At 70.6% G+C, this 14,105-nt stretch carries 13 protein-coding genes; 8 read left to right on the forward strand and 5 right to left on the reverse strand.

The genetic code is table 11. From position 1 onward, the window contains the following. Positions 1 to 2: 2 nt before the first annotated feature. Complete coding sequence (locus ABD732_RS17645; protein ID WP_344785930.1) at positions 3 to 1,211, forward strand: 3-dehydroquinate synthase II family protein; 1,209 nt, start codon at positions 3 to 5, stop codon at positions 1,209 to 1,211. A 46-nt stretch (positions 1,212 to 1,257) separates the two neighbouring features. On the opposite strand, the gene ABD732_RS17650 is transcribed toward ABD732_RS17645, so the two are convergent. Then, a complete protein-coding gene (locus ABD732_RS17650; RefSeq protein ID WP_344785932.1) occupies positions 1,258 to 2,385 on the reverse strand; it encodes an LLM class flavin-dependent oxidoreductase in 1,128 nt (375 codons plus the stop codon). A gap of 194 nt (positions 2,386 to 2,579) precedes the next feature. Here ABD732_RS17650 and ABD732_RS17655 point away from each other — a divergent pair, with 194 nt between their 5' ends. Further along, positions 2,580 to 3,797 carry a 4-hydroxybenzoate 3-monooxygenase gene (locus ABD732_RS17655; protein ID WP_344785934.1) on the forward strand — a complete coding sequence of 406 codons (1,218 nt, stop codon included), beginning with the start codon at positions 2,580 to 2,582 and terminating at the stop codon, positions 3,795 to 3,797. Here ABD732_RS17655 and ABD732_RS17660 read toward each other — a convergent pair. Beyond that, positions 3,755 to 4,576 (reverse strand): arylamine N-acetyltransferase family protein, encoded by an 822-nt coding sequence (locus tag ABD732_RS17660; protein ID WP_344785936.1) that lies wholly within the window; start codon positions 4,574 to 4,576, stop codon positions 3,755 to 3,757. The two genes, ABD732_RS17655 and ABD732_RS17660, sit on opposite strands and share 43 nt — an antisense overlap. A gap of 47 nt (positions 4,577 to 4,623) precedes the next feature. Here ABD732_RS17660 and ABD732_RS17665 point away from each other — a divergent pair, with 47 nt between their 5' ends. From ABD732_RS17665 to ABD732_RS17680, 4 genes are all read left to right on the forward strand, one after another. Further along, the gene (locus ABD732_RS17665) at positions 4,624 to 5,442 is read left to right on the forward strand and encodes a 2-amino-3,7-dideoxy-D-threo-hept-6-ulosonate synthase (protein WP_344785938.1); all 819 of its coding nucleotides are present in this window, start codon (positions 4,624 to 4,626) and stop codon (positions 5,440 to 5,442) included. Between the two features lie 125 nt (positions 5,443 to 5,567). Next, the gene (locus ABD732_RS17670; protein WP_344785940.1) at positions 5,568 to 7,106 is read left to right on the forward strand and encodes an acyl-CoA synthetase; all 1,539 of its coding nucleotides are present in this window, start codon (positions 5,568 to 5,570) and stop codon (positions 7,104 to 7,106) included. Between the two features lie 110 nt (positions 7,107 to 7,216). Further along, on the forward strand, positions 7,217 to 7,816 hold the full coding sequence (locus ABD732_RS17675; RefSeq protein WP_344785942.1) for a hypothetical protein: 600 nt from the start codon (positions 7,217 to 7,219) through the stop codon (positions 7,814 to 7,816). Continuing rightward, on the forward strand, positions 7,813 to 8,406 hold the full coding sequence (locus tag ABD732_RS17680) for a class F sortase (protein ID WP_344785944.1): 594 nt from the start codon (positions 7,813 to 7,815) through the stop codon (positions 8,404 to 8,406). Before ABD732_RS17675 ends, ABD732_RS17680 begins: the two co-directional genes overlap by 4 nt. A 2-nt stretch (positions 8,407 to 8,408) precedes the next feature. Here the strand turns inward: ABD732_RS17680 and ABD732_RS17685 are convergent, their stop codons facing one another. Then, positions 8,409 to 10,037: an ABC-F family ATP-binding cassette domain-containing protein gene (locus tag ABD732_RS17685; RefSeq protein WP_344785946.1), complete on the reverse strand. Its 1,629-nt coding sequence runs from the start codon at positions 10,035 to 10,037 to the stop codon at positions 8,409 to 8,411. Between the two features lie 158 nt (positions 10,038 to 10,195). On the opposite strand from ABD732_RS17685, the gene ABD732_RS17690 reads away from it, so the two are divergent. Both ABD732_RS17690 and ABD732_RS17695 read left to right on the forward strand, forming a co-directional pair. Further along, complete coding sequence (locus ABD732_RS17690) at positions 10,196 to 10,966, forward strand: SDR family oxidoreductase (protein ID WP_344785949.1); 771 nt, start codon at positions 10,196 to 10,198, stop codon at positions 10,964 to 10,966. Next, complete coding sequence (locus tag ABD732_RS17695) at positions 10,963 to 12,090, forward strand: lycopene cyclase family protein (protein WP_344785951.1); 1,128 nt, start codon at positions 10,963 to 10,965, stop codon at positions 12,088 to 12,090. The genes ABD732_RS17690 and ABD732_RS17695 overlap by 4 nt, the downstream gene beginning before the upstream one ends. Here ABD732_RS17695 and trxA read toward each other — a convergent pair. Next, entirely contained in the window at positions 12,075 to 12,449 is a 375-nt protein-coding gene (trxA, locus tag ABD732_RS17700) for a thioredoxin (protein ID WP_344785953.1), read from the reverse strand. The genes ABD732_RS17695 and trxA overlap by 16 nt on opposite strands. 42 nt (positions 12,450 to 12,491) lie before the next feature. After that, positions 12,492 to 14,084, reverse strand: a complete 1,593-nt coding sequence (locus ABD732_RS17705; protein ID WP_344785955.1) for a S1 family peptidase — start codon at positions 14,082 to 14,084, stop codon at positions 12,492 to 12,494. Positions 14,085 to 14,105: the final 21 nt, after the last annotated feature.

Raw genomic sequence — 14,105 nt, forward strand, 5'->3', positions numbered from 1 at the left:
AGATGACCACCGAGGTGCAGAACGCCGACACCACCGGGGCCGGGGCGGAGGCGTCGCCGGTACACGTGACCGACAGCGTCACCCCCCTGGCACCGGTCGCCGGAACCGAACGGGACGGCCGGCACTTCGCCTGGGTCGACGTCCGCTCGCTCACCGGGCGTGAACGAGAGGCCGTGGTCGCCGCGGCGCTGAACTACGGCCTGGACGGCATCGTGAGCGACGACGCCGAACTCCTCGCAACGCTGCCGCCGACGGTGCGCCGCGTGCTGATGCCCGCCGGCAAGCGCAAGAGCAAGGGCGACTCGAGCGCGGAAGACGGGGCCGATCTGGTGATCGTCCCCGACTCCGACACGGGGGGCGCCCGCGCCGAGGGCGTGCACGTGGTGGTCAGCGATGCGGCCACCCTGACCCGTGCCTGCCAACTGGTGCGCGAGGTCCCGTGGACCCTGCTGACCTTCACCGATCCCACCAAGATCCCCCTGGAGATCGTCATCGCCGCCGCCGAGAACTCCGGCGGCAAGACGGTGACGGTCGTCGACGACATCACCGACGCCGAGATCGTGAAGCTGGTCCTGGAGCACGGCTCGGACGGTCTGCTGCTCGCGCCCCGTCACGCCGACGACGTCGTCGCACTGGTGGCGGTGCTGCAGTCCAGTGAACCCGCCATGGAACTCTCCGAGCTGACCGTCTCGTCGGTCGAGCACATCGGCATGGGCGAGCGCGCCTGCATCGACACCTGCTCGCTGCTGGAGCTGGACGAGGGCTGCCTGATCGGTTCCTTCGCGAGCGGAATGTTCCTGTCGTGCAGCGAGACCCATCCGCTGCCCTACATGCCCACCCGCCCGTTCCGCTGGAACGCCGGTGCCGTGCACTCCTACGTCCTGACCCCGGGGAACCGCACCCGGTACGTCAGTGAACTGCGTGCCGGGCAGCCGATCCTCGCCGTGCGCAGTGACGGTTCGGTGCGGGAGGTGCGGATCGGCCGCGTCAAGATCGAGCGCCGCCCGCTGATCTCCATCACGGCGCGCTCGGCCGAGGGCGACGAGATCAACGTGATCGCCCAGGACGACTGGCACGTCCGGCTGCTGGGGCCCGGCGGCAGCGTGAACAACGTGACCGAACTGAAGCCCGGTGACGTCCTACTCGGCTACGTACCGACCGAGGCGCGGCACGTGGGGCTGCCGATCACCGAGTTCTGCGAAGAACGCTGAGGAGGCCGTCGCCGCGCCCGGCCGTCGGGCCGGGCGCGCCTGCCGATCAGCGGACGGCGAGTTCCCGGGACAGCAGCGGCACCACCTGCTCGGCGAAGCGACGGGCTTCGGCGGCCAGCGGCCAGCCCGACAGGATCCAGTACTGCGCTCCGAGGCGGTGCGACAGCCGGTCGATGTTCTCGGCGACGGTGGCCGGGCTGCCCACCAGGTAGTTGCCGGACCCCTTGCCTGCGATGTCGAACGGGGGCTCGCCGGAGGTCCAGGTGGTGAGCCCGGCGGCGAGTCCCGGGGCGAACTCGAGTTCGGCGCGTCGCGGGATCCGGCCGGCCCGCAACGCGTCGATGCGCGCCTGCACCTGGGGGTCGTCGTCGGTGATCTCGTCGAGTCCGGGGAAACCGAACGATCGCAGATTGCGGTCGGCCAGGCGCGCCATCTCGGCCGGATCGGTCTGCGCCAGTTGCCATTCGAAGTGCTCCCAGGCTTCTTCGTCGGTGTCCCGGACCACCACGCTGCCCAGCACGCCGCACGGCAGGTCCCGCCCGGCCGCGGCCGCCGCCGTGCGCGCCGCATCGAAGGTCCGGACCAGAACCTCCGGGCGGGCCAGGAAGCTCAGATAGACGTCGAGGACCTCCGCAGCGTGGGTGAGTCCGGCGGGAGAGGCCCCGGTCCCCCAGATCGGCAGCTTCGGCTGACGCGGGCCCGGAACGTCGGGCTTGTACTGCGGTCCGGCGCGGAAGTACTCGCCGTCGACGGCGGAGGCCGAGTCGCGGTACATCTCCTGGACGGTCCGCCAGTACTCGGCCGACACCCGGTAGCGCTCGTCCTTGCCCTCGAAACGCCCGTAGCGTGCGAGCACTGGGTCGGCGCCGTTGACCTGGTTGATCAGCAGACGGCCGCCGGAGTAGTGATCGAAGACCTGGGCCTGCTCGGCCATCAGGGCCGGCGGCTTCACTCCCGGGTACTCCGGGACCAGGAAGCGCAGCGACCGGGTCGCCGACACCAGCGCGATCGGTTCCCGGGCCGTGCACAGCACTCCGTAGTAGCCCAACCGGTCGATCTCGGAGGCGACGTGGCGAAGGTGCTCCAGGGAGGGCTCGATGCGGTGCTCGGGCTGCCACGGCACCGTCCCGTCGGCCGGGTTCAGATACCAGAGGAACGTCAGCTCATCGGTCATCGCCGGGCCCGCCCGCCGATTCCGCCGCCGAGCGGGTGCGGGACAGCCCTGATGGACTCGGACTCGTCGTAGACCTCGGTCACTGTGAATTCCTCTGCGCTGGATGTGCTCTGTCGGACGGCGCCGGGAGACCCGGTTGACGGGCACCACCGTAAGCGCGTTAGGTTAGCCTCGCCAAACACCATGAAAGGACTGTGGTCACCATCACCAGCGACATCGCCGCCGAACGGACGCAGGTCGCCGTCATCGGGGCAGGCCCGGCGGGGCTCAGTCTGGCGCACATGCTGGCCCGTCAGGGCATCGACGCGGTGGTGCTCGAACGCTGCGACGAACCATACGTCCGGTCCCGCGTGCGGGCCGGAGTGCTGGAACAGACCACCGTCGACGTCCTCGGCGAACTCGGCATGGCCGATCGCCTCCACCGGGAGGCGCTGCGGCACAACGGTTTCTATCTCCGCTTCGACGGAAGGACGCACCATCTCGACTTTCACGCCGACACCGGGCGCCATGCCTGGGTCTACGGTCAGGCCGAGGTGGTGGCCGATCTGATCGACGGTCTGGCGGCTCTGGGCACTCCGGTGCGCTTCGGTGCCGCCGACGTCGCGGTCGCCGGCCTGGACGGTGACCGTCCGGAGGTGACGTACACCGACACCGACGGGCGCCGGCGCATCCTCGTGGCCGATTTCATCGCCGGCTGCGACGGCTACCACGGTGCCTGCCGGGCCGCCGTCGCCGACCGCATCCGCACCGCGGAGCGCAGTCACCCGTTCGCGTGGCTCGGCATCCTGGCGCACAGCACGCCGGTGGCCGCCGAGGGCATGTACAGCGTGCATCCGGACGGCCTCGCGGTGCACAGCATGAGGGGGCCGCACCTGTCGCGGCAGTACCTGCAGGTGCCCGCGGGCACCGATCCGGAAGCCTGGCCGGATGAACGGATCTGGGCCGAGCTCCGGCGTCGCGGTCGCGCCGACGACGCCCCCGAGCTGGAGACCGGAGAGATCATCGAGCGGAGCATCGCTCCCCTGCGCAGCGTGGTCTCCGAGCCGATGCGCGTCGGCTCGCTGTTCCTGCTGGGCGATGCCGCGCACACCGTTCCGCCCACCGGGGCGAAGGGACTCAACCTCGCCGTCTCCGACGCGTGCGTGTTGTCGCAGGCCCTCGGCGGCTTCTACGCCTGCGGGCGGCACGACCTGCTCGACGCCTACTCCGACACGGCGCTGGACCGCGTCTGGCAGGCGCAGGCGTTCTCCTGGAACCTCACGTCGATGCTGCACCGCATCGACGACGACGGCTTCGACTGGCCCCTGCGTCGCGCTCGGCTGCAGCGGCTGGTGACCGGCGACGATGACCGCCGTGCCCTCGGCCACGTCTACCTCGGGCTCCCGTTTCCCACCGACTGGCGGTTCTCGTGATCGACGACGCGGCTCACGGCGGGGGCGACCGCCCCGGGCATGCCGAAATCGCCGGCCAGCAGCTCGGTGGCGGCAGCGGCCGTCACCGGTTCCTCGGTGCGAACGCCGTCGCGCAGCCGGATCAGCCGGTAGTCGAGTGTCCCCTCGGCGCCGGGGCGCCCTGTGAGGGTCGTACGACCCCGCGCGGTGGGCAGGGTGCAGATCACCGAACCGGTGAACCGCGACTGCGGCGAGCTGCTGTGCCAGCGCGCCATGTCGGCGAACGCGGACAGCGGGCGGTCCCGCGGGTCGAGGAGATAGCTCGCCGTCCCCACCGGGATCCGCAGCGACTCCGGGTCGGCCGGATCCACCCGCCGCCAGACGAACTCGCCCCCGAAGCCCACGTCGACCAGCCGCCACGACTGCGGACCGTCGCGCACCACCGCCGCCATGTGCCCCAGGGCGCGGCCGGGACCGGCCCCGCTGCCCGCGTCCACGCGCGCTCCCCACAGCTGCACCGGCACTCCCAATGCCTCCAGGGCCAGCGCCAGAAGACCGTTGAGCTGATAGCAGATCCCACCGCGCCGCGCTCCGATCAGGCGGGCGAGCAGTCGCTCCGGTTCGACGCCGACGCAGTCGCCCCGATGGATGTCGAGGTTCTCGAAAGGGATCGCCCGGTGCTGGGCCCCGGCGACCGCGTGCACCAGTTCGACCGGAGCCTCGGCGCCGAGATCGGCGGCGATCAGACCCACCCGCGCGCAGTAGTCGCCTACGGGGAAGGTCGCGTCGTCGCCGCTCATGTCTATAGGATAGGCTACCCTCAGTTTCCCGCAGGAGGACCGCGCACATGAGTCACGATTTCGGCGCCCGGCCGCCCACCCTGGACGGCAAGAGCGTGCGGCTGCGCCGCTTGTTCGGCGCACCGTCCGGTCGCGCCCTCATCGTTCCGATGGACCACTCGGTCACCACCGGACCGCTGGGCCATCACGCGCACGCCGATCAGCTCGCCGGTGTCCTCGCGGGGGCGGGCGCCGATGCGATCGTCGTGCACAAGGGCCGGGCCCGGCACATCGATCCGTACCACCTGCGGTCCCTGCAGCTGGTTGTGCACCTGTCCGCCGGCACCGCGCTCTCGGTCGACACCACCGGCAAAGTGCTCGTGGCCTCGGTGGAGGAGAGTCTGGTCCTCGGCGCCGATGCGGTGAGCGTGCACGTGAACATCGGCTCCCCGACCGAGGCGCAGCAGTTGGCCGATCTGGGCGCAGTGGCCGCCGAATGCTCCCGGCTGGGCGTCCCGCTGCTGGCGATGATGTATCACCGCGGACTCGGCGGCTCCCCCGAAGGCCCGCGCGTACAGACCCTCTCGCACCTGGCGGCCATCGCGACGGATCTGGGGGCCGACGTGGTCAAGCTGGACTACGCCGGAGATCCGGCGTCGATGAACGCCGTGGTCGACACCTGCCCCCTCCCGGTGGTCGTCGCCGGAGGTGCGGCGACGCACGACGATCACGCGATCTCGCTCGGCACCGAGATCGCCGAGACCCGGGTGGCCGGGCTGAGCTTCGGGCGGCAGATCTTCCAGGCGGCCGAACCCGAACGCGTCGCCGCGGCACTGGCGCGACGCCTGCACAACCGCTCCGAGTCCCGCAGTCTCGCTCCGGCCTGAGGGCGAGTCCGCGACAGCGCTGCCCCCTCGCGGACCGGACTCGGAGCACCGGTGTTCCCTATGCACCGGTGCCGGGTGCGGACTAGCGTGGGCCGCAATGCCGTCCCCGGTTAGGAGCCCGTCCGTTGTATCCCGGAAGTCATCTCACCAGCAGCCCGGACAAGCCCGCCGTGATCCGGCCGGCGACCGGGGAGAGCGTCACCTACGCGGAGCTGATGGACCGGTCGACCCGGATCGCGAATCATCTGCGCGCCTTGGGAATGCGTCCCGGAGACACCGTGGCGGTGGTGTCCGACAACGATCTGCGGGTCTTCGACGTGTACTGGGCCGCGGTGCGCTCGGGCATGTACGTGACCGTGGTGAACCACCACCTGACCGCCCCCGAGGTGAACTACATCCTGGCCGACTGCGGTGCGGGGATCGTGTTCGCCGGCGCCGCGGTGGGCCAGGCCGTCGCCGAGGCCGACCAGGTCCTCGCAGACCCGGAGCGCCGCGTCGCCTGGGGCGGACCGGTCGCCGGTTTCGCCGACTACGACGCCGTGCTCGCTGCGGCCTCGCCCGAGCCGCTGACCGACCAGCCGCGCGGCACCGACATGCTGTACTCGTCGGGCACCACGGGACGCCCCAAGGGCATCCGGCCGCCGCTGCCGGAGGGACAGGTGGACCAGGTGCCGGACACGGTCAGCGCGGTCTTCGGGCCGGTCTACGGGTTCGGTGCCGACACCGTGTACCTCTCCCCCGCGCCGGTGTATCACGCTGCGCCGCTGCGCTATTGCGCCATGGTGAACTCCCTCGGTGGCACCGTGGTGCTGATGGACCGCTTCGAGCCGCGGGAGGCGCTGCGGCTGATCGGCGAACATCACATCACGCACAGTCAGTGGGTACCGACGATGTTCGTCCGGATGCTGAAACTGCCGGAGGAGGTGCGCACCTCCTACGACGTCTCCAGCCTGAAGGTCGCGATCCACGCCGCCGCCCCGTGCCCGGAACAGGTGAAGCGGAAGATGATCGAGTGGTGGGGGCCGGTGATCCAGGAGTACTACGCCGCCACCGAAGCGGCCGGGGTCACGCTGATCGGTCCGGAGGACGCACTGGAGCGGCCGGGATCGGTGGGCCGCGCCGCGCTCGGAACGCTGCACATCTGCGACGAGAACGGTGACGATCTGCCGACCGGCGAGGTGGGAGTGGTCTACTTCGAGCGCGACCAAGTGCCGTTCGAGTACCACAACGACCCGGAGAAGACCCGCGCCGCACGCCACCCCCGGCACGAATTCTGGGCGACCACCGGTGATCTGGGCTATCTCGATGAGGACGGCTTCCTCTACCTGACGGACCGCAAGGCCTTCATGATCATTTCCGGCGGGGTGAACATCTACCCGCAAGAGGCGGAGAACGTCCTGGTCAATCACCCGGCGGTGTACGACGTGGCGGTGATCGGGATACCCGACGAGGACCTCGGTGAGGTGGCCCGCGGCTATGTACAGCTCGCCGCGAGCGAGGACCCCTCGGAGACGCTCGCCGAGGAACTGATCGGATACACCACCGATCACCTCGCCGCCTACAAGGCGCCGCGGTCGATCGAGTTCGTCGAGGACCTGCCGCGCACCCCCACCGGCAAACTGGTCAAGGGCGAACTCCGCAAGAGGGTGCTCGCCGGCGACTGACGCCGGAGGTCCATCACGAATGGTCGTGTGATGCCGGTAACACCCGAGTGGCACCCGGCGACATACCCCGTGTCGGGACTGCCTCGGGTCGGGGAGAAACGAGCACACCTGTGTTCCGCACATCATCGGGTCGGCTTCTCGCCTCCTGCGCCGCTCTCGTCCTGGTCCTCGGTACCGGTTTCGCCGGGCCGGCCGCCGCCGACGACACCTCCGACACGGAGGCGACCGGCACCTCCGAGACGGTGACGCCGGCCGACGACAGCGACCCGGAGACGACGGCGACCAGCACCAGCCCGACCAGCACCAGCAGCACGACGCCGACCAGTACTCCTACGTCCCCGACCTCCACCACCTCGCCGACGAGCACCGTCGAGCCGCCGCCGACGACGCCGAACTACCACGGCATCATGAACATCCGGGCCGTCGACGTGACCACCGGAGCGGACGTGCCGGGCGCGGACGTCCGGCTGTACCTCTACGACGACGGACCGCAGAACCTCCCACTGCCGGCCTCGGTGACTCTGCCCGCCGGTCACTACCGGGTGGCGCTCCTGGGCATCCCGGCCGGCTATCGGCTGGTCTCCGGCTGGCACACGGACGGCGTCGTGAAGGCCGGGGAGACCGTCGATGTGGTCTTCGAACTGCAGCCGGTCTCCGGCTCCGCCGGACGAGTGCCGATTCAGTCGATCCCGTCGGGCCGCACGCGGTGAGGGCCCGTCCGGTACGTGCGGTCGCCGCCGCTGTCTTCGCGGCGACTGTCGTCCTGCTCGGCGGCTGCGCCACCGAGCAGCAGGCACCCACGCAGACTGGAGCCCAGGAGTCGCTACCCCCGCCGGTGCTCGCCGAGGCCGGGCACGGCAGTGCCCCGGTCCGGTTGACCCTCGGCGGCGACTCGGCCCAGATTCTTGCCGTCGAGACCGATCAGGACGGAGTCTTGTTGCCGCCCAAGGAGATCGATCAGCTGGGCTGGTGGGCCGGATCGGCCGAGCCCGGATCGGGGGCGGGCACCATCGTGGTGACCGGCCACGTCGACGACATCGATCTGGGCACCGGTTTCGCCGCACACTTCACGTCGCTGAAGCCCGGCGACACCGTCACGCTGACTAGCAACGACCAGAGCGCTCATCGCTATCAGGTCACCCGGGCCGGGGCGGTCGCCAAAGAAGGCGGGCTGCCGGTCGACGAGCTCAACCGGCTCGACGGCCCCGAAACCCTGGCGCTGGTGACGTGCGGGGGCCCCTTCGTCGGTCCGCCCCTGGGGTATCGGGACAATATCGTGGTCTTCGCCGCACCCGACTGAGCTCAGGCGAGTTCGATGATCTCCTGGTACTCGTCGGACCAGTGATCCTCGGTGCCGTCGGGCAGCAGGATCACCCGTTGCGGATCCAGCGCGGCAGCCGCGCCCGGGTCGTGCGTCACCAGGACCACGGCGCCGGTGTAGCTGCGCAGGGCCTCGAGCACCTGTTCGCGGGAGATCGGGTCCAGGTTGTTGGTCGGCTCGTCCAGGAGCAGCACGTTGGCCGCCGAAGACACCAGCCCGGCCAGGGCCAGTCGGGTCTTCTCACCGCCGGAGAGGGTGCCGGCCGGCTGTTCCAGTTGCGGTCCGGAGAACATGAACGCGCCGAGCAACCCGCGCAGATCCTGCTCCCCCGCGTCCGGCGCGGCGTGGCGGATGTTCTCCCACACCGAGGCGGCGTCGTCGAGGGTGTCGTGCTCCTGCGCGAAATAGCCGAGCTTGAGGCCGTAACCCGGCTCGATCATGCCCCGGTCGGGCTTCTCGGTGCCGGCCAGCAGGCGCAGCAGGGTGGTCTTGCCCGCGCCGTTCAGCCCGAGGACCACCACGCGGCTGCCCTTGTCGACCGCCAGGTCGACTCCGGTGAAGATCTCCAGGGAGCCGTAGACCTTCGTCAGGCCGGTCGCGGTGAGCGGGGTCTTGCCGCAGGCCGCCGGTTCGGGGAACCGGATCTTGGCGGTGCGGTCGGCGACGCGCTCCTCCTCCAGCTCGTCCATCATCTTCTCGGCGCGCTTGAGCATCTGCTGCGCCGCGGTGGCCTTGGTCGCCTTGGCGCCCAGTTTGGCGGCCTGCGTGCGCAGCGCACCGGCCTTCTTCTCGGCGTTGGCGCGTTCGCGCCGGCGGCGCTGCTCGTCGGTGGCACGCTGATCCAGATAGCGCTGCCAGCCCATGTTGTAGACGTCGGCTTCGCCGCGTACCGCGTCCAGGAACCAGACCCGGTTCACCACGTCGGCCAGCAGCTCGACGTCGTGGCTGATCACCACCAGGCCGCCCTCATGGTTCTGCAGAAAGCTCCGCAGCCAGGTGATGGAGTCGGCATCGAGGTGGTTGGTGGGCTCGTCGAGCAGCAGCGTGGTGTCCGATTTTCCTGAGCCGTCCGAGGCCGCGAACAGGATACGTGCCAGTTCCACGCGGCGGCGTTGTCCACCGGAGAGCGTTCGCAGCTCCTGCTCCAGGACCCGGTCGGGCAGGCCCAAATTGCTGCAGATCCGGGCGGCCTCCGATTCGGCGAGGTAGCCGCCGAGGGTGCCGAAACGCTCTTCGAGGCGAGCGTACTTGGCGATCGCCTGATCGAGCTTCTTGTCGTCGGCGGTCTCGGCCATGATGGCCTGTTGTTTGGCCATCTGCGCCAAGATCTGATCCAGGCCGCGCGCGGACAGCACCCGGTCTTTGGCGAGGACCGACAGATCGCCCTCCCGCGGATCCTGCGGCAGGTAGCCGAGAGGGCCGCTGCGCCGGACGGTGCCGGCGTAGGGCTCGGTTTCACCGGCCAGGATACGAAGGCTGGTGGTCTTGCCCGCACCGTTGCGACCCACCAGGCCGATCCGGTCGCCGGGGGCGATGCGCAGGGCGTCACCGGGCGCCGACAACAGGGTTCGGGCGCCCGCTCGAACTTCCAGGTCGGTCGCGGTGATCACGACGAGCAATGCTACCGGCGGGCCCGGCGCCCCCGAAATCGTGCGACGGTGCCCACAGCCCGCAGCTACTCGTCCCCCGCGGTCCGCGGCGGGCTCATCGCGGCACACGTGCCCGGCAGCTGCCCGGAAGACAGCCGGAGCGGCACTAGGCTGGGGGCATGAGCGATGCCACCCGTCCCCTGTCCGGAAAATCCGCCCTGATCACCGGTGCCAGCCGCGGCATCGGCCTGTCGATCGCGACCGAGCTGGCCGCCCGCGGCGCGGCGGTCACCATCACCGGCCGCAAACCCGAACCGCTCGAAGCGGCCGCCGCCTCGATCCGGGAGGCCGTGCCGCAGGCACGGGTCACCGCGGTGGCCGGAAACACCGGTGACGCGGAGCACCGCGCCGAGGCCGTCGCCGCCGCGGTCGCCGCCGGCGGCATCGAGATCCTGGTCAACAACACCGGTATCAATCCGACTTTCGGTTCACTGCTCGACGCCGACCTGAACGCGGTGCGCAAACTCTTCGACACCAATGTGGTGGCGGCGCTCGGCTACATCCAGGAGGCGCACCGCGCCGGTATGGGCACCTCGGGCGGGGCGATCGTGAACATCGCCTCGGTCGCCGGCCTGCGTTCCACCGGGGTGATCGCCGCCTACGGCGCCTCCAAAGCGGCACTGATCAGGCTCTCCGAGGAACTCGCGTGGCAGTTGGCGCCGTCGATCCGGGTCAACACCATCGCCCCCGGCATCGTGAAGACGAAGTTCGCCGAGGCGCTGGTGGGCGCCGGTGAGGAACAGGCCGCACGCGCCTACCCGATGCAGCGGCTGGGCACGCCGGAGGACATCGCCGCGGCCGTGGCCTTCCTGGTGAGCGATCAGGCCTCCTGGATCACCGGGGAGACGCTGCGGGTGGACGGCGGTCTGCTGGCCACCGGCAGCATGTGACCGATCTGCGGGTGACCGATCTGCTGGTGGTCGGGGCCGGGCCCGCCGGCCGGGCGCTGGCCCACCGCGCCCTGGTGCACGGCGCGGCGGTGACGGTGGTCGATCCGGAACCGGACCGGGTGTGGACGGCGACGATCGGCCTCTTTCTGGACGACCTCCCCCACTGGCTGCGGGCCGATGAGGTGATCGCCTGCGCGGCAGAGGAATTCGTCGTATACACGCCGCAACGTCGGGCGATCCCGCGGCCGTACGGCGTCCTGTCGACCGCCGCCCTGCAGCGCCGACTCGACGTGGCAGGGGCGCGGGTGGTGGCCCAGCGGATCACCGAGATCACTGCGCGCACGGTCCGGCTCGACGACGGCCGCCTACTGGCCGCCACGCACGTGATCGATGCCCGCGGAGCGGCGGGAGCGGGCGCGGCGCTACCCCGACAGCGCGCTTACGGTGTCACCGTGCCGTCGGAGTCGGCACCGGAAATGGTGCTGATGGACTGGAGCCGGTCCCCCGCGTCGTCGCCCAGCTTCAGCTATCGCGTCGACCTGGGCGACGGTGAGCGGCTGGTCGAGGAGACGTGCCTGGCCGGTGCTCCCCCGCCGTCAGTGGACGAGCTGGCCCGCCGGAACGGCGAGCGGCTCACCACACCGGACGGCAGCACTCCAGACGGCACCCGGACCGAGCTGGTCGATTTTCCCCTGTACCTGGACGGCGCCCCCTGGCGGATCCGGGGCGACGAGGCGCTGCGGTTCGGCGCCGCAGGCGGGCTGATGCATCCGGCGACCGGCTACAGCATCGCCGCGTCGCTCGGTGCGGCCGACCCGCTCGCGCGGGCTCTGTGCCGTGGAGACGACCCGGCTCACGCTCTGTGGCCGGCGTCCGCGCGCTGGACGCACCGCCTGCGGATGCTCGGACTCAGCGTGCTGCTCGGCTTCGACGGCCCGGAACTGACGGTGTTCTTCGACACCTTCTTCGCGCTGCCGATGTCACGCCAGCGCGCCTACCTCGGCGATCGATGCTCGCTGCGCGACACGGCCGGCGCCATGTGGGCGGTGATGCGTGCCTTGCCGGCTCCGCTGCGGCGCCGGCTGCTTCGGCAGTCGCTGCGGGCGATCTACTCCCCCGCCTGACCTTTCTGGGCCTCGGCTTCGGCGATGGCCTTGTCGACGTCGAGCGCCTTGACCTGCTCCACGAGTGAGTCCAGCGCCTGCGGCGGCAGGGCGCCGGCCTCGTTGAAGACCAGGTGGCCCTTCTTGAAGACCATCAGGGTCGGAATGGAACGGATGCTGGCGGCCGCGGCCAGCTGCTGCTGCGCCTCGGTGTCGACCTTGCCGAAGACCAGATCGTCGTACTTGTCGGACGCGGATTCGAAGGTGGGTGCGAACTGCTTGCACGGGCCGCACCAGTCCGCCCAGAAGTCGACCAGGACGATCTCGCTGTCCAGAACGGTCTGCTCGAAATTTTCACCGGTCAGTTCGATAGTGCTCATGTCTTCCTCAACGTCGGCCCGGAACGGATATTCCCCACGAGGCTACCGGTGGGGTCGACCGGGCGGCCCGGATTGCCCCGGAGGTGGGGAATCGCCGGGCTTGCGGGGCGGCTGCGGCGGCAGCGGCTGATTGAGCACCGTCGGCTGAGATTCGGAGGGGTCCGGCCGCGGCGGCTCCGGCTTGGCCGGCGGGGTCTTCGGCGTCTGCGGCGTCGGGGGCTGCTGTGGGGCCTGTTGTTGTGGGGAGTGCGGGCGCGCATGAGGTGCAGGCACCGACTGGCCGGCCTGCTGCGGACGGCGATGCACCGTGGTCGGATCGGACGCACCGGACGGTGGCCCCGCCGGCGCCGAGCGCCCGGGCTGCCCGGAGTGGCCGGGGCGGGCCGGGGGCTGAACCGGCCGCGATGCCGCACCGGGATACGGCGCGGCGGATCCTCCGGCGCCCGGCTGTCGGGCATCGTGACGCCGGACAGCGGGCTGCTGAGCGGCGGCGCGCTGCGGCCCGGGTTGTTGCGGCCCGGGATACGGGCCGCCGGGATACGGGGGAACGGGGCCGGGCGGGACGGGGCCGGCCGGCCCGGCATTCGAGGCGGGCCGCTTACGGCGGCGCAGGAGCAGCCACGCAGCGACCGCAAGCAGCACCAGCACGGCGAGGCCCAGCAACGGCCCGAGCCACAGCCACATGTTCACCGAGGAGGACTTGCGCTCCGGGGCCGCCAGCGTCACGCCGTTCTGCTCCAGGTAACCGCGCAGCGCGACGTTGTCGGTGATGAAGTTGAAGGACGCGCGCTCGTCGGTCAGCGAGGCACCCGCGGAGTTGGTGCCGATCACCTGGGCGTTCTCGTCGACGGTCGGGCCGCCGGACATACCCCGGCCGAGCACGGCCGAGATCTCAGTGCGCACCAGACCGCTGCCGGTGGTCTGCCGCGACGACACGGTGCCGTTCTTGTACGACGGTTGCGCGATCGCCTCGGACTCGTTGGTCGACTGGACCGCGCCCGGGAAGCCGACGGCGACGACCTCCTCGCCGGGTTCGGGGGCGCGATCGGAGACGACCAGTGCGCGCAGACCGTCCGGCGGATTGGCCACCTTCAGCACCGCGTTGTCGCCCTGCTCGAAATCCTGGAAGGCCACCACGTCCACCGGAGTCCAGTCCGGGAACGCCTGCGTGCCTCCGGTCGGCTGCCGCAGCCGGACCTCGCGGGAGGCTCCGTCGGTGACGCCTTCGGCGGCGACGGGCCACTTCTCTTCGGAGGCCTGCTGCGAGAGTCGGGACACCCAGGCCTGGTCGCGGCCCTGGATGCGGGCGACGAAGGTGACCGCCTGCTGCCGGAAGGAGTTCAGGATGGACTCGTCCTTGTTGTTGACGCAGTGGCCGGCGGTCGCGACGTACCCGGCCGGATCCACCACGTAACCGGTGCAGTTCCCGGTCACCGTCAGCGAGTCGGTCCACCGTGACCCGGTGACGAACGGGACCTGCACCCGCGCGGTGAACTCGGTCTCGATGAAGACCAGTGACGGGCCCACCCGGTTCGCCACAGAATCCGATTGATCGGCGGACGCGGGCCCACCCCCGCTGAGGACCGCGAGCACTGCCGCAGTCGTCAGCGCCACCACGCGCAGAAACGGCTTCACGCGGGTGAAACTATCACAGGG

The organism is Gordonia caeni (assembly GCF_039537105.1).
GTDB classification, from domain to species: Bacteria; Actinomycetota; Actinomycetes; order Mycobacteriales; family Mycobacteriaceae; genus Gordonia; species Gordonia caeni.